The organism is Bradyrhizobium monzae, from assembly GCF_021458635.1.
Taxonomy (GTDB): domain Bacteria; phylum Pseudomonadota; class Alphaproteobacteria; order Rhizobiales; family Xanthobacteraceae; genus Bradyrhizobium.
In genome coordinates this window covers 278,692-296,078 of sequence record NZ_JAIRDQ010000004.1, presented here as the reverse complement: position 1 = coordinate 296,078, position 17,387 = coordinate 278,692, and the positions used below count along the sequence as shown (strand labels likewise).

General features: G+C 64.5%; 14 protein-coding genes. 7 read left to right on the top strand and 7 right to left on the bottom strand.

The features are described from left to right. Positions 1 to 70: 70 nt before the first annotated feature. The 7 genes from K3F49_RS17785 to K3F49_RS17755 all read left to right on the top strand — a co-directional run bounded on the left by K3F49_RS17785 (position 71) and on the right by K3F49_RS17755 (position 8,904). Positions 71 to 1,207 carry an acyl-CoA dehydrogenase family protein gene (locus tag K3F49_RS17785; RefSeq protein WP_234682247.1) on the top strand — a complete coding sequence of 379 codons (1,137 nt, stop codon included), beginning with the start codon at positions 71 to 73 and terminating at the stop codon, positions 1,205 to 1,207. 133 nt (positions 1,208 to 1,340) lie between these two features. Beyond that, positions 1,341 to 2,507: an acyl-CoA dehydrogenase family protein gene (locus K3F49_RS17780; RefSeq protein ID WP_234682246.1), complete on the top strand. Its 1,167-nt coding sequence runs from the start codon at positions 1,341 to 1,343 to the stop codon at positions 2,505 to 2,507. Then, positions 2,504 to 3,160 carry a glutathione S-transferase family protein gene (locus K3F49_RS17775; protein WP_234682245.1) on the top strand — a complete coding sequence of 219 codons (657 nt, stop codon included), beginning with the start codon at positions 2,504 to 2,506 and terminating at the stop codon, positions 3,158 to 3,160. The genes K3F49_RS17780 and K3F49_RS17775 overlap by 4 nt, the downstream gene beginning before the upstream one ends. A 175-nt stretch (positions 3,161 to 3,335) precedes the next feature. Continuing rightward, positions 3,336 to 4,136 carry a helix-turn-helix domain-containing protein gene (locus K3F49_RS17770; protein WP_234682244.1) on the top strand — a complete coding sequence of 267 codons (801 nt, stop codon included), beginning with the start codon at positions 3,336 to 3,338 and terminating at the stop codon, positions 4,134 to 4,136. Positions 4,137 to 4,333: 197 nt separating this feature from the next. Continuing rightward, complete coding sequence (locus K3F49_RS17765) at positions 4,334 to 5,200, top strand: BKACE family enzyme (protein ID WP_234682243.1); 867 nt, start codon at positions 4,334 to 4,336, stop codon at positions 5,198 to 5,200. A 114-nt stretch (positions 5,201 to 5,314) separates the two neighbouring features. Next, on the top strand, positions 5,315 to 6,931 hold the full coding sequence (locus K3F49_RS17760; protein WP_234682242.1) for an acyl-CoA carboxylase subunit beta: 1,617 nt from the start codon (positions 5,315 to 5,317) through the stop codon (positions 6,929 to 6,931). Beyond that, positions 6,928 to 8,904, top strand: a complete 1,977-nt coding sequence (locus tag K3F49_RS17755; protein ID WP_234682241.1) for an acetyl-CoA carboxylase biotin carboxylase subunit — start codon at positions 6,928 to 6,930, stop codon at positions 8,902 to 8,904. Before K3F49_RS17760 ends, K3F49_RS17755 begins: the two co-directional genes overlap by 4 nt. A 30-nt stretch (positions 8,905 to 8,934) precedes the next feature. Here the strand turns inward: K3F49_RS17755 and K3F49_RS17750 are convergent, their stop codons facing one another. From K3F49_RS17750 to K3F49_RS17720, 7 genes are all read right to left on the bottom strand, one after another. Next, positions 8,935 to 9,930 (bottom strand): ABC transporter ATP-binding protein, encoded by a 996-nt coding sequence (locus K3F49_RS17750; protein WP_234682240.1) that lies wholly within the window; start codon positions 9,928 to 9,930, stop codon positions 8,935 to 8,937. After that, positions 9,927 to 10,934 (bottom strand): ABC transporter ATP-binding protein, encoded by a 1,008-nt coding sequence (locus tag K3F49_RS17745; protein WP_234682239.1) that lies wholly within the window; start codon positions 10,932 to 10,934, stop codon positions 9,927 to 9,929. The genes K3F49_RS17750 and K3F49_RS17745 overlap by 4 nt, the downstream gene beginning before the upstream one ends. Continuing rightward, positions 10,934 to 11,827, bottom strand: a complete 894-nt coding sequence (locus K3F49_RS17740; protein ID WP_234682238.1) for an ABC transporter permease — start codon at positions 11,825 to 11,827, stop codon at positions 10,934 to 10,936. The genes K3F49_RS17745 and K3F49_RS17740 overlap by 1 nt, the downstream gene beginning before the upstream one ends. Positions 11,828 to 11,836: 9 nt before the next feature. Beyond that, on the bottom strand, positions 11,837 to 12,784 hold the full coding sequence (locus K3F49_RS17735; protein WP_234682237.1) for an ABC transporter permease: 948 nt from the start codon (positions 12,782 to 12,784) through the stop codon (positions 11,837 to 11,839). Between the two features lie 39 nt (positions 12,785 to 12,823). Then, a complete protein-coding gene (locus K3F49_RS17730; protein ID WP_234682236.1) occupies positions 12,824 to 14,422 on the bottom strand; it encodes an ABC transporter substrate-binding protein in 1,599 nt (532 codons plus the stop codon). Between the two features lie 205 nt (positions 14,423 to 14,627). Then, positions 14,628 to 16,178 carry an AMP-binding protein gene (locus tag K3F49_RS17725; RefSeq protein WP_234682235.1) on the bottom strand — a complete coding sequence of 517 codons (1,551 nt, stop codon included), beginning with the start codon at positions 16,176 to 16,178 and terminating at the stop codon, positions 14,628 to 14,630. 18 nt (positions 16,179 to 16,196) lie between these two features. Then, the gene (locus tag K3F49_RS17720) at positions 16,197 to 17,351 is read right to left on the bottom strand and encodes an iron-containing alcohol dehydrogenase (protein WP_234682234.1); all 1,155 of its coding nucleotides are present in this window, start codon (positions 17,349 to 17,351) and stop codon (positions 16,197 to 16,199) included. Positions 17,352 to 17,387: the final 36 nt, after the last annotated feature.

The window sequence follows — 17,387 nt, the reverse complement described above, 5'->3', positions numbered from 1 at the left end:
CGGCGCAAGTGGGCCGCCAATGTTCCGGCCATGGTGGAACGAGAAGAGAACCGTCAAAGGCGCGCATGCAATGAAGAGCCCGTTCTATACCGCCGAGCACGACGCCTTCCGGGACGTGATGCGCCGCTTCGTCGAGAGGGAGATCGCGCCGTTCGCCCATGAGTGGGACGAGGCCGGTGAATTCCCCCGCGCGCTCTATCGCAAGGCGGCCGAGATCGGCCTGTTGGGGCTCGGATTTCCCGAGGAATATGGCGGGATCGCCGCCGACCAGTTCATGAAGATCGTGGCCAGCCAGGAGCTGGCGCGGGCCGGCGCCGGCGGCATCAGCGCGAGCCTGATGAGCCACACCATCGGCTCGCCGCCGATCGCACGCGCAGCGCGGCTTGAGGTCAAGGCACGCGTGCTGCCGCAGGTGCTCTCCGGTGAGAAGATCTCCGCGCTCGCAATCACCGAGCCAGGCGGCGGATCTGACGTCGCAAACCTCCGCACCAAAGCGCGGCGCGACGGAGATCACTACGTCGTGAGCGGCGAAAAGACCTTCATCACCTCGGGCGTGCGCGCCGATTATCTGACCGTTGCGGTGCGCACGGGCGGCGAAGGCGCCGGCGGGGTCAGCCTGCTCCTGATCGAGGGCGATACGCCCGGCCTGTCGCGGACGAAATTGAAGAAGATGGGCTGGTGGGCCTCCGACACTGCGGCGCTGCATTTCGACGATTGCCGCGTGCCGGCCGAAAACCTGATCGGCGAGGAGGGCCAGGGCTTCAAGATCATCATGCGGAATTTCAACAGCGAGCGCATGGGCATGGCCGCCGGCTGCACCGCCTTCGCCCGCGTCTGCCTCGATGAAGCGGTCGCCTATGCCAAGGAACGCAAGACCTTCGGCAAGCCGCTCGCCCAGCACCAGGTCATCCGCCACAAGATCGTCGACATGGCGCAGAAGGTCGCAGCATCGCAAGCGATGCTGGAAATGCTGGCCTGGCGGCTCGAGCAGGGCGAGAGCCCGGTTGCGGAAATCTGCATGATGAAGAACCAGGCGACGCAGACCATGGCGTTCTGCGCCTCGGAAGCCGTGCAGATTTTTGGCGGCGCCGGCTTCATGCGCGGCATCAAGGCCGAGCGCATCTACCGCGAGGTCAAGGTCAACGCCATCGGCGGCGGCACCGAGGAGATCATGAAGGATCTCGCCAGCCGGCAGATGGGGTTGTAGCCGTGTTCTCCGTCGTGCCCGGGCTTGTCCCGGGCATCCACGTTCTTGGTGCCGAGCGACGAAGGCGTGGATGGCCGGGACAAGCCCGGCCCTGACGAGCACATTAGAGATACCGAGAGTTGAGCTGACAAAGATGCTGTTTACCGCCGATCACGACGACGTCCGCCGGAGCTTGCAGAAATTCATCGCCAACGAGATCAATCCGCGTGTCGACGAATGGGAGAAGGCCGGCATCTTCCCGGCGCATGAGCTGTTCAAGAAGATGGGCGGCCTCGGCTTCCTCGGTCTGAACAAGCCGGTCGAGTTCGGCGGCTCAGGCCTCGATTATTCCTACGCCTTGATGATGGCCGAAGAGCTCGGCGCCATCACCTGCGGCGGCGTGCCGATGGCGATCGGCGTGCAGACCGACATGGCGACGCCGGCGCTGGCGCGGTTCGGCTCGGACGAGGTGCGGCGCGAATTCCTGGTGCCCTCGATCTCCGGCGACTTCGTCGCCTGCATCGGCGTCTCCGAGCCCGGCGCAGGTTCGGACGTCGCCTCGATCAAGACCGGCGCGCGGTCCGACGGCGACGACTACGTCATCGACGGTGGCAAGATGTGGATCACCAACGGCACCCAGGCCGACTGGATCTGCCTGCTGGCGAACACCGGCGATGGCCCCGTTCACCGCAACAAATCGCTGATCTGCGTCCCCATGAAGGCCAAAGGCGTAACCGTCGCGCGAAAACTCGACAAGATGGGAATGCGCTCCTCGGACACCGCGCAAATATTCTTCGACAATGTCCGCGTGCCCAAGCGCAACCGGATCGGCGAGGAGGGCAAGGGCTTTACCTACCAGATGATCCAGTTCCAGGAGGAGCGGCTCTGGGGCGCGGCGGCCTGCCTGAAGGCGCACGAATACATCATCGATCAGACCATCGAATACACCCGCAACCGCAAGGCTTTCGGCCAGAGCATCCTCGACAACCAAATTGTGCACTTCAAGCTCGCGGAGATGCAGACCGAGGTCGAGCTGCTGCGCGCGCTGATCTATCGCGCCGCCGAGCAGCTGGTCGCGGGCGAGGACGTCACCAAGCTTGCAACCATGGCCAAGCTCAAGGCAGGCCGGCTCGGCCGCGAGCTCACCGATGCCTGCTTGCAATATTGGGGTGGAATGGGCTTTACCAACGAGACGCCGGTCAGCCGCGCCTATCGCGACAGCCGCCTGACCTCGATCGGCGGTGGCGCCGACGAGGTCATGCTGATGGTCCTGTGCAAGATGATGGGCACGCTGCCCGGCAGTAAAGGGAAGGCATCATGATCACGCTCTATCACTGCGACGCCGCGCGCTCGTTCCGCCCGCTCTGGATGCTGGAGGAGATGGGGCTGCCGTATGAGCTGAAGATGCTGCCGTTCCCGCCGCGGGTCTTCGCCAAGGAATACCTCGCGCTCAATCCGTTGGGCACGATTCCCTTCATGGTCGATGGCGAGGCCAAGATGACGGAGTCCTCCGGCATCTGCCACTATCTCGGCGTCAAATATGGTCCGACGCCGCTGATGGTCGGCCCCGAGGATCCCGCCTATGGCGCCTTCCTGAACTGGATGTATTTCAGCGATGCCACGTTAACCTTCCCGCAAACGCTGGTGCTGCGCTACACCCAGCTCGAGCCGGAGGAGCGCCGCAATCCGCAGGTCGCCACCGACTACGCCAAATGGTTCCTGGGCCGGCTGCGCGCCGTCGAGGCGGCAACCGCGAATGCTGAGGCCTTGTGCGCCGGCCGTTTCACCGCCGCTGACATTGTCATTGGTTATGCGCTGCGGTTGGCCAGCAGTATCGGTCTTGCCAAGGATTTTGGGCCGAATGTCGCAGCCTATTGGACGCGTCTGCAGCAACGCGATGGTTTCAAGCGCGCGGTTGCTGCGGAGCAGAAGGCCGGCGCCGAGCAGAATGTTGCGCCGCGCGTGAGGGCGTAAGCATTCCGCAGGATGGGACTACGGTCTCATCGCGGTTCCGGGATGACTGATCGTCGTCCCGGAATGGTAATCTTTTGCGCGTCATGACAGCGCTATCCCGTCGTGACAGCGCCCAAATTTCCGCTAAGGTGACCTCCGTCCGCAGCGGCCCAAGAGCCGCGCGAGGAGGATCCCAATGGAAGATAAAGGTCGCGAATCCGACCATCTGATGCTGATCACGCCGGAGCGGGTCTTCTATGCCGGCTTGCTCGGCAGGCCCCGCAAGCGGACTCCAGGTTGCTGCCACGTCTATGTCGCCGTGAAGGGCAGCCTGCATCTGACCATCGATGACGTTCTCGCCACCGCCGAACTGTTCGTCACCCTGCCGAACCAGCGGCATTCCATTGCCAGCGACTACCGCACCGCAATCAGCGTCACGCTCGAGCCGGAAAGCATGCCGGATGGCGTGATCGAGGCTTTGGCCCAGCGGCTGATGGGTCCAGACCGCGCGATCTATGCCCGCAAAATCCTCGCCGCCTACGCGCTGCTGCGCCAGCGTCGCTATGGCGACATCAACACCGCTGAATTCGACGAGATGTGCTTTGGCGAGGCGCTGCCGCGCCGCGTGCTCGACCCGCGCGTGACGCGTGCCGTCGCCCGCATCGAGCGTTTCTCGGGTGAGCCGGTGACGGCGGATACCTGCGCTGCGGAAGCTGGGCTCTCCGCCTCGCGCTTCCTGCATCTGTTCAAGGAAGAGACCGGCATCTCGTTCCGCTCCTTCCGGGCCTGGAAGCGTGCGCGGCATCTGCTGCACTTCGCCAACCAGGACCTCAACCTCGCCCATCTCGCGCAGGATATCGGCTATCCTGACTCGACCCATTTCAGCCACTCGATCCGCCGCTTCTATGGATTGAAGCCGCGCGCGATCTTCGTCGGCTCGCGCGATCTTGCGATCTATCGCAGCAGCGAGACGGTGAGGCTCGCGGAGGCGAGCTAGGCTCGCTCTCGTAGGGTGGGCGAAGCGAAGCGTGCCCACGATCTTTCTCAATCGCCGAAATAGCGTGGGCACGGCGCAAGCGCCTTTGCCCACCCTACGAAAGCTCGCCCTTCTTCAGCTTCTCCGCGCAAGAAGCCTCATTCCGCGCATCACATGATCGCAGCCGTTGAATTCTCAACTTGCGAGACATCTGTGGTATGAGCGACAAGGCCGTGATCACCTGCGCGCTGAACGGCGTGCTCACCGACCCGAAGCAGCACAACGTGCCTGTGACGCCCGAGCAGATGGCGCGCGAGGCCAAGGCTGCGTTCGATGCGGGCGCGTCCATCATGCACATCCATTTGCGGCAACAGGCGCCGAACAAGGGGCATCTGCCGTCCTGGGAGGTCGCCGTCAGCAAGGAGATCCAGCAGGCGATTCGCGAAGCCTGCCCTGGCGTCATCATCAATCACACCTCGGGCGTCTCAGGGCCGAACTATTCTGGCGCGCTGGACTGCATCCGCGAGACCAGGCCGGAGATCGCCGCCTGCAACGCCGGTTCGCTGAATTACCTGAAGGTCAAGGCCGACAACAGTTGGGCCTGGCCGCCGATGATGTTCGACAATGCGGTCGAGAAGGTGAAGGACTATCTCGACGTCATGAACGCGGTCGGCACCATCCCCGAGTTCGAATGTTTTGACGTCGGTATCGTCCGTTGCGTCGGCATGTACCATCAGGTCGGCATGTACAAAGGTCCGCTCGAATACAATTTTGTGATGGGCGTCGCTTCGGGGATGCCGTCGGATCCCGATCTGCTGCCGATCCTGATCAAGCTGAAGCGGCCCGAGGCGCATTTTCAGGTCACCGCCATCGGCCGCGAGGAAATCTGGCCTCTGCACCAGCGTTGCGCCGAGCTCGGTGGTCACCTGCGCACCGGTCTCGAGGACGCCTTCTATCTCGCCGACGGCAACAAGGTGACGTCAAACGGCCAGCTGATCGAGGCCATCGCCGCCTGCGCCCGCCGTGCCGGTCGCGAGATCGCGAGCCCCGCCGAGGCGCGGAAGATCTTTGGGACGAACAGGTAAGGTATCGCCTCACCCGTCATTGCGAGCGAAGCGAAGCAATCCAGAGTGTATCCGCGGAAACGGACTGGATTGCTTCGTCGCTTCGCTCCTCGCAATGACGAGCAGGATCAAATTATGTCCATTCTCGAAAACACCATTTCCCCCGGCAGCGCCGCCTATCACGCCAATCGTGACGGCATGCTCGGCCTGATCGACCGCATGCGCGCCCTGGAAGAGCGCACGCGCGCCGCGTCCGCCGCAGCAAAGGATCGCTTCCACAAGCGCGGCCAGCTCCTGCCCCGCGAGCGCGTCGCGCTGGTGCTCGATCCCGGTGCGCCCTTCATCGAGCTGTCGACGCTCGCCGGCTACATGTTCGACGTGCCGGACGCGGACAAGAGCGTGCCTGGCGGCGGCGTCATCGCCGGCATCGGCTTCGTCTCGGGCATCCGCTGCATGGTCAGCGCCAATGACGCCGGCATCGATGCCGGCGCGCTGCAGCCCTACGGCCTCGACAAGACGATCCGGGTGCAGGAGCTCGCGCTGGAGAACAAGCTGCCTTACGTGCAACTCGTCGAGAGCGCGGGCGCCAATCTGTTGCGCTACCGCGTCGAGGATTTTGTCCGTGGCGGCAATATCTTTCGCAATCTCGCGCGGCTCTCGGCCGCAGGACTTCCGGTCGTCACCGTCACGCACGGCTCGTCCACCGCCGGCGGCGCTTATCAGACCGGCCTGTCCGACTATATCGTCATGGTCCGCGGCCGCACCCGCGCCTTCCTCGCCGGCCCGCCGCTGCTGAAGGCCGCGACCGGCGAGATCGCCACCGAGGAAGAACTCGGCGGCGCCGAGATGCATACGCAAATCTCCGGTCTCGGCGACTATCTCGCCGAGGACGACCGTGACGCCCTGCGCATCGCGCGCGAGATCATGGCGGCGCTGGAGTGGGAGCGGCCGGGCAGGGCGGCTCCACTGGTCAAGCCGCCGCGCTACGACCAGGACGAGCTGCTCGGCATCATGCCGATGGACCACAAGCGTCCCGTGGACATGAAGCAGGTGATCGCGCGCATCATCGACGACTCCGATTTCACCGAGATGGCGCCGAATTACGGCCCCGCCACCATCTGCGGCCATGCCCGCATCGAGGGCCAGGCGATCGGCATCATCACCAACAACGGTCCGCTCGATCCCGCCGGCGCCAACAAGGCGACGCATTTCATCCTGGCCTGCTGCCAGACCCGCACGCCGATCCTCTATCTCAACAACACCACCGGTTACATGGTCGGTAAAGCCTATGAAGAAGCCGGCATGATCAAGCACGGCTCGAAGATGATCCAGGCGGTGACCTCGGCGACGGTGCCGCAGATCACCATCTATTGCGGGGCCTCGTTCGGCGCGGGCAATTACGGCATGTGCGGCCGTGGCTTCCATCCGCGTTTCTGCTTCTCCTGGCCCAACGCCAAGACCGCTGTGATGGGCGGCGAGCAGGCCGCCGAAACCATGGCGATCGTGACCGAGGCCGCCGCAGCACGGCGCGGCAAGCCGGTCGAGAAAGAAAAGCTGGAGGCCATGAAGGCGCAGATCGTCGGCGTGTTCGACGGCCAGATGGATGTGTTCTCGACTAGCGCGCGTGTGCTCGACGACGGCGTGATCGATCCGCGCGACACCCGTGCGGTCCTGTCCGAGGTGCTGGCGATCTGCCGCGAGGGCGACGCGCGGAACCCCCAGCGCATGCAATTCTCGGTGGCGCGGCCATGAGGAACGGATCAGTGCAGCACCGGCCGTTCTTCAAGGTTTTGGTCGCCAATCGCGGCGAGATCGCGCTGCGCGTGATGCGCAGTGCGCGGCAGCTCGGCCTCGGCGTCGTTGCGGTCTATTCGGATGCCGATCGCGACACACTTCACGTCAAGCAAGCCGATCAGGCGGTGCGTATCGGCGAAGCCTTGCCGGCGCAATCCTATCTCGACATTCCAGCGATCATTGCCGCGGCCAAGGCGAGCGGCGCGGATGCGGTGCATCCCGGCTACGGCTTCCTCGCCGAGAACGAGGACTTTGCGCAGGCTTGCAAGGATGCTGGCCTCGTCTTCATCGGCCCATCGCCGCAGGCGATCGAGGCTATGGGCAACAAGGCCGGCGCCAAGGAGATGATGAAGAAGGCCGGCGTACCTATCGTGCCCGGCTACCAAGGTGGCGACCAGGGCGACGAGGTGATGCTCGCGGAGGCCCGGAAGATCGGCTTCCCCGTGATGATCAAGGCGGTGGCTGGCGGCGGCGGGCGCGGCATGCGGTTGGTCGCTGACGCCGGATCATTCCCCGATGCGCTGCGCAGCGCACGGTCGGAGGCGAAAGCCGCGTTCGGCGATCCCGCGGTGATCCTCGAACGCGCGATCCAAAATCCCCGCCACATTGAGATCCAGGTGTTCGGCGACAGCCACGGCAACGCCATCCATCTCGGCGAGCGCGACTGCTCGGTGCAACGGCGTCACCAGAAGCTGATCGAGGAGGCGCCATCGCCCGCGGTGACGCCCGAGCTGCGCGCGAAAATGGGCGAGGTCGCGGTCGCGGCGGTGAAGGCGTTGCGTTACGAGGGCGCCGGTACGCTGGAATTCCTGCTCGATGCCAGCGGCGAGTTCTACTTCATGGAGATGAACACGCGCCTGCAGGTCGAGCATCCCGTGACCGAGGCGATCACCGGGCTCGATCTGGTCGAGCTGCAACTGCGCGTCGCGCGCGGCGAGCCCTTGCCTGTGAAGCAGCAGGACATCCGGTTCTCAGGCCACGCCATCGAGGTGCGGCTCTGCTCGGAAGATGCCGCGCAGGATTTCATGCCGCAATCCGGCCGCATGGCGCGCTGGCAGGTGCCCGATGGCATCCGTGTCGAGCACGCGCTGCAATCGGGCTCGGAGATTCCGCCGTTCTACGATTCCATGATCGCCAAGGTGATCAGCCATGGCGCCACGCGCGACGAGGCGAGAGGGCGGCTGATCGTCGGCCTGGAGCAGCTCACCGCGCTTGGCGTGACCACCAATCAGGCGTTCCTGATGTCATGCCTGCGTCATCCCGGCTTTGCCAGGGGCGAGGCGACGACGGCGTTCATCGGCGCACACCGCGATGAACTATTGGCGCCGCGCGCGGATGCCGCGTTCGATACGGCGCTGGCGGGCCTGCTGCTCTACGTGACGAATCCGCGCGCGCCGGCGTGGCGCAGTGGCCGGAGCTTGTCGGCAACGTTTCCGCTACCTGCGAAACTCGAAGTCGCAGGCCACGCGCTAGAGCTCGACGTCACGCGTGAGCGCGATGGCAGCTACACCGTCGTCACCGGCGGGCGCCAGGACAAGTTCGAGATCGAGCAACTCGATCCCGACTCCATCCGCTTCCGCCATGACGGTGTGATGGACAGCGCAGAGTTCCTGCGCGACGGCGATCGGCTCTACCTCCAGCACCGCGGCATCCCGCTAGCGGTCACCGATCTCACCCTCGCCGCGCCGAAGGCCGCAGCAAGCAATGGCGGCGACGGCAAAGTCCGTGCCGCCATGAACGGCCGCGTCGTCGCCGTCTTGGTCAAGCCGGGCGATCGCGTCACCGCCGGTCAGCCGGTGCTGACGCTGGAGGCGATGAAGATGGAGCACGTCCACAAGGCCGGCATCGACGGCGTGGTGGCGGCGATCGACGTCGCCGAGGGCGAACAGGTGACGACGGGCAGGATCGTGGCGGAGATCGGGACAGGGTAACCGCGGCGCGCCCGCCTCGCTTTGTCTGCCCTACGACACCTGCGCTGGTCGTCCCGTCCCGTCGTTGAGCAAGCATGCCACCTGATGCCCGTCGCCTGCATCCATCAGCACCGGCCGCTCCGTCTTGCATCGCTCCATCGCAAACCGGCAGCGCGTGTGAAACGCGCAGCCGGGCGGCGGATTGACCGGACTCGGCACGTCGCCGTCGACCAGCGGCGCCAGCTTCTTCGCAAGCGGATTGGCGATCGGAACCGAGGCGAGCAGGGCCTGCGTGTAGGGATGCCGCGGGTTACGGAACAGTTCGTCCTTGTCGGCGATCTCGACGATGCGGCCGAGATACATTACGGCCACGCGGTGGCTGATATGCGCGACCACGGCGAGGTCATGGGCGATGAAGAGATAGGAGAAGCCGTGCTGCTTTTGCAGGTCGATCAGCAGATTGATCACCTGCGCCTGGATCGAGACGTCGAGTGCGGAGACCGGCTCGTCGCAGACGATCAGGCGCGGCTCCAGCGCGAGTGCCCGCGCGATGCAGATGCGCTGGCGTTGGCCACCGGAAAATTGATGCGGAAAATTGCGCATCTGGTCGGGCCGGAGGCCCACCTGCTCGAACAGTTTTGCGACGCGCGCCTCCAGCATCTTGCCGGTCGCGAGCCCGTGCACGGCCAGCGGCTCGCCGACGATATCACCTGCGGTCATGCGCGGATTGAGTGAGGCGAACGGGTCCTGAAACACGATCTGCATCGAACGGCGATGCCGGCGCAGCGCAGTCTTGGACAGATGCGTGATGTCCTCACCGTCGAGCCGGATCTGTCCCGAGGTCGGCTCGACCAGCCGGAGCACGCTGCGCGCCACGGTTGACTTGCCGCAGCCGGATTCGCCGACCAGGCCCAGCGTCTCGCCCTCGCCAAGCGAAAACGAGACACCGTCGACCGAGTGCACGGTGCCGACCTGCCGGCGCAGCACGCCGGCGCGCACCGGATAATGCTTCTTGAGGTCGGTGACTTCGAGAAGTCGCTCGGTCATGCTCCCTCCGCCACTTCAGCCGCGCGCCAGCAAGCCGCGAGATGGCCGCCGCCCCAATCGGTCAGCGGCGGATATTCGGCCTCGCAGCGCTTGATCGCGAGCTTGCAGCGCGGCGCGAAAGCGCAGCCTTTCGGCAGTCGCACCAGCGACGGCACGGTACCGGGAATTTCGTTCAGCCGTTCCTGTGCGGCGACGCCGGACGCGGGCACCGCAGGGATCGAGGCCATCAGCCCACGCGTGTAGGGATGTTTCGGCGCGGCGAACAATGCCTCGACGCTGGCCTCCTCGACCTTCCGGCCCGCATACATCACGATCACGCGCTGCGCAGTCTGTGCGACGACGCCGAGATCGTGCGTGATCAGCACGAGGCCAGTGCCGAGCTCCTTCTGGAGATCGAGGATCAGCGCCAGGATCTGCGCCTGGATGGTGACGTCGAGCGCGGTGGTCGGCTCGTCCGCGATCAGCAGCGCCGGCCGGCACGCCAGCGCCATCGCGATCATCGCCCGCTGGCGCATGCCGCCGGAGAGCTGGTGCGGATACTCGCTTGCGCGCCGCGCCGGCTCGGGGATGCGCACCAGCCGCAGCATCTCGACGGCGATGTTGTGCGCCTCCTTTGTCGACAGGTTCCGGTGCAGCCGCACCGCTTCGACGATCTGGTCGCCGATCCGCATCACCGGATTGAGCGAGGTCATCGGTTCCTGAAAGATCATGGAGATGCGGTTGCCCCGGATCTTGCGCATCTCGGCCTCGCTCAGCGCCAGGAGATCGGTGCCTTCGAGCGAGACCGAACCCCCGACGATCCGGCCGGGCGGATCGGGCACCAGCCGCATCAGCGACAGCGCGGTAACGCTCTTTCCGCAACCGGATTCGCCGACGATTGCGAGCGTCTCGCCCCGGCTCACGGTGAAGGAGACGTCGTCGACCGCCCTGAACAGGCCGGAGTTCGTGAAGAACACCGTCTTCAGGTTCTTTACGTCGAGCACGAGATCGGAGGTGTCAGCCATCAGCCGCGCTGCCGGGGATCGAGGATGTCGCGCAAGGCGTCGCCGAACAGGTTTGCGCCGAACACGGCGAGGCTGATCGCGATGCCCGGGAAGATCACCAGCCACGGCGCGGTGCGGACATATTCGGCGGCGGACTCGGAGAGCATGCGGCCCCAGGACGGGTAAGGCTCGGGAATGCCGAGGCCGAGGAAGGACAGCGAGGCTTCGGTCAAAATGGTCGAGCCGAGCTGGGCGGTCGCGAGCACGATCAGCGGCGCCAGCGTGTTGGGCAGCACGTGGCGCAGCGCGATGCGCACCTCGCTCATGCCGATCGATTTCGCCGCTTCCACGAACGGCTGCTCGCGTAGCGCCAGCGTGTTGGCACGGGTGACGCGTGAGACGGTCGGGATCAGCGGAATGGCAATCGCCAGGATGACATTTGGCAACGACGGGCCGAGCGCCGCCGTCATGATCAGGGCCAGGACCAGCAGTGGCAGCGCCTGCAGGATGTCGGAGACGCGCTGGAACACGAGATCGACCCAGCCGGAGAGATAGCCGGAGGTGAGGCCGACGATGACGCCGATCGTGCCGCCGAGCGCGGTCGAGCCGATGCCGACCGCAAGCGAAATCCGCGCGCCGTGGATGATGCGGCTGAACACGTCACGGCCGAAAGAATCCGTGCCCATCCAGTGCGCCAGGCTCGGCCGCATCAGCGCGTGGGCGGAATCGACGCTCAGCGGGTCATAGCGGGCGATGAGGTCGGCGAAGATCGCGGTCAACACGAACATGATCATGATGACGAGCCCGGCAGCGCCGAGCACATGCCGCTGCGCCAAAAACAGCACGCGCCGCCAGCCGCCGGTCGCATGCGCCCCGGCCCGCCTCAGTTCAACGTCGAAGTCGATCGCGGCCAAGCTGATCTCCTAATCCGTGTATCGGATGCGCGGGTCGAACACCGCGTAGAGCATGTCGACGATGAAATTCGCGCTCACCACCACCACCGCAATCAGCATCACGAGGTTCTGCACGATCGGATAGTCCCGCCAGCGGATCGCCTCGACCAGGAAGCGCGCGACGCCGGGAATGTTGAACACGGTCTCGGTGACGATGAGGCCACCGATCAGAAACGCCGCCTCGATGCCGATCACGGTGATGACGGGCAGAATCGCGTTCTTCAGCGCGTGCTTGTAGTTCACGGCGGCATCCGAGGCGCCCTTGGCGCGGGCGGTGCGGATATAATCCTGCCGCAGCACTTCCAGCATCGAGGATCGCGTGATGCGCATGGTCAGCGCCGCGCTGCGGAAGCCGACGGCGGCGGCCGGCACGGCATAGGTCGCGAACGCCTCGAGCCACGTGGCCGGATTGGGATTGAAGATCGGGATCTGGCCGAACATCGCCACGGCCGCGGTGAGGATCAGCAGGCCGAGCCAGAATGAGGGCAGCGACAGCCCGCTCAAGCTCACCACGCGCAGCGCGTAGTCGAGCCGCGTGCCCTGCTTGACCGCGCTGATGACGCCAAGCGGAATGCCGATCGACGCCGAGAACAGCAGCGCGAGGCCAGCGAGCCGCGCCGTGATCGGGATCCGCGGCAATATCTCCTGAAGCGCCGGCTTCTCGGACACATAAGAGTAGCCGAAGTCGCCACGCAGAAAACCGCTGATCCAGTGCCAATACTGCACGACCAGCGGCTGGTCGATGCCGAGCTCCTTCTCAAGATTGGCCTTGTCGGCGGGATCGACATAGCCGGCCGCCGCGAACAGGATGTCGACGATGTTGCCGGGCACGATGCGCAACAGGAAGAAGATGACGACCGAGATCCCGAACAGGGTCACGAGCATCAGGAACAGGCGCCGTACCAGATACGCAAACATTCGCGCCCTCCCGCCGAGCTGCCTCGCCTGTTCGCTGCGCTACTTGTCCATCCACAGATCTTCGTACCGGTACCCATTATAGGAGCTGTTGGTCATCACAGTCACGCCCCTGACATAGGGCTGCCAGCAGGTGCCGGTGCGCGCGTGGAAGATGATCGGGCGGGCGACGTCCTCCTGCAACTTCTTGTCGATGTCCCACACCAGCTTCTTGCGCTTGGCGATGTCGGTCTCCTGCGACTGCACGTCGAACAGCTTCTCGATCTCCTTGTTGCAGTAGTTGGTGTAGTTGCGTTCGGAGCCGCAGGAATAGTTCTCGTAGAAGGACTGGTCGGGATCGTCGACGGCGTTACCGGTCAGGTTGAGCCCGAGCATGTAATCCTTGCGCGCGATCTTCGGGAACCAGTTCGCGGTCTCGACCACGTCGAGCTCGCCGTCGATATAGATGCTCTTGAGCTGGTCGATCAGGATCACCGCGGGATCGCGATAAACCGGAATGTTGCGGGTCGAAACCTTGACGGCGAGGTGCTTGTCCGGCCCATAGCCCGCCTTCTGCATCAGCTTCTTGGCTTCCTCGCGATTGGCGTTGATGTCGGGACCGTAACCGGGAATGGTCTCCAGCATCTCCTTCGGCATGCCCCACAGTCCGTTCGGTGGCGGCAGCATGGTGCCGCCGACGTCGCCCTGGCCCTCGAACATGATCGAGATGAACGCCTTGCGGTCCAGCGCCAGCGCCATGGCCTTGCGGATGTCGATATTGTCGAATGGCGGCGCGGATGAATTGACGATGATGTTGGTCGCGACGTTGTTCGGTTCGACCTCGCAGATCGCGTTCGGCGCCTGCGATTTCACGTCCTTCAGCAGCGGAATGCTCACCTCGGTCGGGAAGGTCATGTCAAACTTGCCGGCGACGAAGGCGAGGATCGCGGTCGAGCGGTTCGGGATGATGGTGAACTCGATGCCGTCGAGATAGGGCCGGCCCTTGCGCCAATAATCCGTATTTCGTGTCAGCTTGATCGATTCATTGGCCTTGAACTCGACGAACTTGAACGGGCCGGTGCCGATCGGATGCGTGCGCATGTCGCCGGGCGAGACGTGGCAGGGATAGACCGGCGTGTAGCCGGACGCCAGCAGCGCCAGCAGTGACGGCTGCGGCCGCTTCATATTGAAGGACACCTCGAAGTCACCATTGGTCGAGATGTCATTGACCTGCTCGTACCAGGATTTGCGCGGGTTCTGACGGAACTTCTGCTGCGACTTACCCATCAGCATGTCGAAGGTGCATTTCACATCCGCCGAGGTGAACGGCTTGCCGTCGTGCCATTTGACGCCTTGGCGCAGCTTGAAGGTCAGCGTCTTGTTGTCGTTGACCCAGGCCCAGCTCTCCGCGAGTTCCGGCACGATGTTGTTCATCGTGTTCTGGGGCTCGTCCTGTTTGTAAATGACGAGGTTGTTGAACACCGGCATGAAGGGAACATTGAGCGAGTAGGTCGCACCCTCATGGATCGAGGCGTTGCCGGGGCTGTCGCGGTGGTACATCCGCAGGATTCCGCCCTGTTTGGGCTCACCGGCGAAGGTCGTGGTCGAAAACGCCAGCAAAGATAGCGCCGCCGTCGCGGCGAGCGCCCATACGCTCCGCATCCTCGGTCCTCCCTGGACATTAGTCTTTTGGGCCATTTGTGGCCTGTTTGACCGGACGATAGCCGACGCGCGTGGAGGGAGGCAACCGGCAAGGGCGCGCGCTGTCTCGACAATTGGGATGACGAAAGGCCGCGGAGCAGATCTCTCACAATGTGAGAGAAGTTCCTCGGGCGTCGTCCGGCGTTCGCCAGGACGACGCCAGGGGTCACACAATCCGTGACGTCTTGTTGCCCCAATACCGGTCCCGCAGCAGTCGCTTGTAGAGTTTCCCCGTCGGCAGCCGCGGCAATTCCTTCTCGAAATCGACCGAACGCGGCACCTTTTGCCGCGACAGCGATGCCCCGCAGAAGGCGATCAACTCCTCGGCGAGCGCGTCACCCGGCATCACGCCCGGCATCGGCTGCACCACGGCCTTCACCTCTTCGCCGAGATCGGCATTGGGCACGCCGAACACTGCGGCATCCGCGACCTTGGGATGGGTGATCAGCAGATTCTCGCATTCCTGCGGATAGATGTTCACGCCGCCGGAGATGATCATGAAGGTGGCGCGGTCGGTGAGATAAAGGAAGCGGTCGTCGTCGACATAGCCGACATCGCCGACCGTGCTCATGCTGCCGTCGGCCGAGCGCGCCTCCCTGGTCTTCTCCGGATCGTTGAAATATTCGAACGGCGATCCCGTCTTGAACCAGACCTGGCCGGGCGTGCCCGTCGGGCAAGGCTGCATGTTCTCGTCGAGGATGTGGAGGTCGCCGAGCAGCACCTTGCCGACGGTGCCGCGATGCGCCAGCCATTCCGCGCTGTTGCACGCGGTAAAGCCGAGGCCTTCGGTCGCGCCGTAATACTCGTGGATGATCGGCCCCCACCATTTGATGATGTCGTCTTTCACCAGCGCAGGGCAGGGCGCGGCGGCATGGATCGCGATCTCGAGCGATGACAAATCGTAGCGGCTGCGTACCTCTTCCGGCAACTTCAGCATCCGCGAGAACATCGTTGGCACCAGCTGGCTGTGGGTGATGCCCCATTGCTCGACCAGCTGGAGATAACGCTCGGGGTCGAACGTCTCCATGATGACGACGGTGCCGCCGATCCGGATCGTGAGATTGACCGCGGCCTGCGGCGCCGAGTGATAGAGCGGCGCCGGCGACAAATAGACCATGCCCTCGCGGTAGTGCCAAAGTTTTGAAAGGAAATCGAACAGCGGCAGATTGTACTTCGGCGGTTCTTCCGGAAGTGGCCGAATGATGCCCTTGGGACGTCCGGTCGTGCCCGACGAATAGAGCATGGAGGTGCCAAGCCATTCATCAGGGATCGGCGTCTTCGGCTGATCTGCGGTCACCTCCGCGAGGCCTACGATGCGGTGGCTCTCGCCGGGGCCGTCGGCGACGATACAGAGCTTGATGTCGGGGCAGGCCTGGATTGCTTCACGGGCGATGTCGAGTTTCGCCATCGACGTGATCAAGATCTTCGACTGGCTGTTGACCAGAAGATAGGCGAGCTCGCCCGGCGTCAGGAAGGAGTTGATGCAGGTGTAATACAGCCCCGACCGCTCGCCCGCGCTGCACGCTTCGAGATAGCGGGAATTGTTCTCCATGAAGATCGAGTAGTGATCGAGCCGATTCAATCCATGCTTGCGAAACAGATGCGCCAGCCGGTTGCTGCGCGCATCGAATTCGCGATAGGTGACGGCCTCGCCCGTCGCTGCCATGATGAAGGCGGGTTGCAGCGGGCGTAGACGGGCATGCAGACCTGGGTACATCAGTCCTCCGGCTATGAACTATGCGGCGAGAAGCAGGATTTCGCGCACTTGCGCCGGGCTCTCGATCTTGCGCGGATTGCGCGGGATCCAGTTCGTGCGCATCGCCTGTTCGGCGATGGCGTCGAAATGTTCCGGCGAGACGCGGACCTCCGCGAGGCTGCGTGGCATGCCGAGCGAGCGGATGAAGGCATCGAGCACGTCGGCGGCGTTGCGTCCGGGAAAACCCATGGCGGCGGCGACGATCATCTGCTGTTCGGCGTTGTCGCGCGCGTTCCAGCGCATCACCGCCGGCAGCATGACGCAGGAGGTGTAGCCATGCGGCACGTCGAAGGCGGCACCCAGCACATAGCCGATGCCGTGGCTCGCGCCCATCGGTACGCCGGCGGCGAGGGCACCCATCGACAGCCAGGTGCCGATCTGCGCATCCATCCGGGCGTCGAGATCGCTGGGGTCGGCCTTCACCCGCGGCAGCGCGTCGGCGAGCATGGCGAGGCCCTTCACCGATTGCGCGTCGGCGTAAGGGTGGGTCTCACGCGAGCAGATCGCCTCGACGCAATGATCGATGGCGCGGACGCCGGTCGAGAGGAACAGCCATTCCGGCGTATGCACGGTGATGGCGGGATCGAGGATGGTCGCGCGCGGAACGGTGAGTGGATGCCGCAGCATCTGCTTCACATGCGTGCTGCGGTCGGTGACGCCCGCGATCGATGAGAACTCGCCGCCGGCAATCGTGGTGGGCACGCTGATCTGGCGTACCGTCGGCGCGGTCATTTCGGGCGCGACGCCCTTGCGCACGCGGATACGCTCGATGCCGTCGATATCGTCGATACCGTTGGCAAGGCACAACTGCACCGCCTTGGCGCCGTCGGTGATCGAGCCACCGCCCACGGTGACGATCAGATCGGCGCCGGCCTCGCGCGCCGCATTGGTCGCAGCTATCACCGCCTCGCGCGGCGTGTGCGCCGGCATCGCATCGAACAGCCCGGCGCAGCAGGCGCCCAGCGCCTGGACGATTTTTGCGATCTCGTCGGTCTCTCGGTTCAGCGTGCCCGAGACCATCAAGTAGGCGCGGCGGGCGCCGAGCCGGTCCATCTGCGCGACAATGGCCTCAGTCGCCGGATGGCCGAACACGACCTCCTCGATCGCGCCGTAAACGACACGTCCCTGATGCACGCCTGTCCTCCCAGGACAATTTATCTTGTTTTTGTA

Bases quoted from the DNA above. Each gene is read 5' to 3' on its own strand.
- K3F49_RS17735 (WP_234682237.1), bottom strand. From the start codon at position 12,784: ATGTTTGCGTATCTGGTACGGCGCCTGTTCCTGATGCTCGTGACCCTG.
- K3F49_RS17775 (WP_234682245.1), top strand. From the start codon at position 2,504: ATGATCACGCTCTATCACTGCGACGCCGCGCGCTCGTTCCGCCCGCTC.
- K3F49_RS17785 (WP_234682247.1), top strand. From the start codon at position 71: ATGAAGAGCCCGTTCTATACCGCCGAGCACGACGCCTTCCGGGACGTG.
- K3F49_RS17750 (WP_234682240.1), bottom strand. From the start codon at position 9,930: ATGACCGAGCGACTTCTCGAAGTCACCGACCTCAAGAAGCATTATCCG.
- K3F49_RS17730 (WP_234682236.1), bottom strand. From the start codon at position 14,422: ATGCGGAGCGTATGGGCGCTCGCCGCGACGGCGGCGCTATCTTTGCTG.
- K3F49_RS17780 (WP_234682246.1), top strand. From the start codon at position 1,341: ATGCTGTTTACCGCCGATCACGACGACGTCCGCCGGAGCTTGCAGAAA.
- K3F49_RS17765 (WP_234682243.1), top strand. From the start codon at position 4,334: ATGAGCGACAAGGCCGTGATCACCTGCGCGCTGAACGGCGTGCTCACC.
- K3F49_RS17760 (WP_234682242.1), top strand. From the start codon at position 5,315: ATGTCCATTCTCGAAAACACCATTTCCCCCGGCAGCGCCGCCTATCAC.
- K3F49_RS17745 (WP_234682239.1), bottom strand. From the start codon at position 10,934: ATGGCTGACACCTCCGATCTCGTGCTCGACGTAAAGAACCTGAAGACG.
- K3F49_RS17755 (WP_234682241.1), top strand. From the start codon at position 6,928: ATGAGGAACGGATCAGTGCAGCACCGGCCGTTCTTCAAGGTTTTGGTC.
- K3F49_RS17770 (WP_234682244.1), top strand. From the start codon at position 3,336: ATGGAAGATAAAGGTCGCGAATCCGACCATCTGATGCTGATCACGCCG.
- K3F49_RS17725 (WP_234682235.1), bottom strand. From the start codon at position 16,178: ATGTACCCAGGTCTGCATGCCCGTCTACGCCCGCTGCAACCCGCCTTC.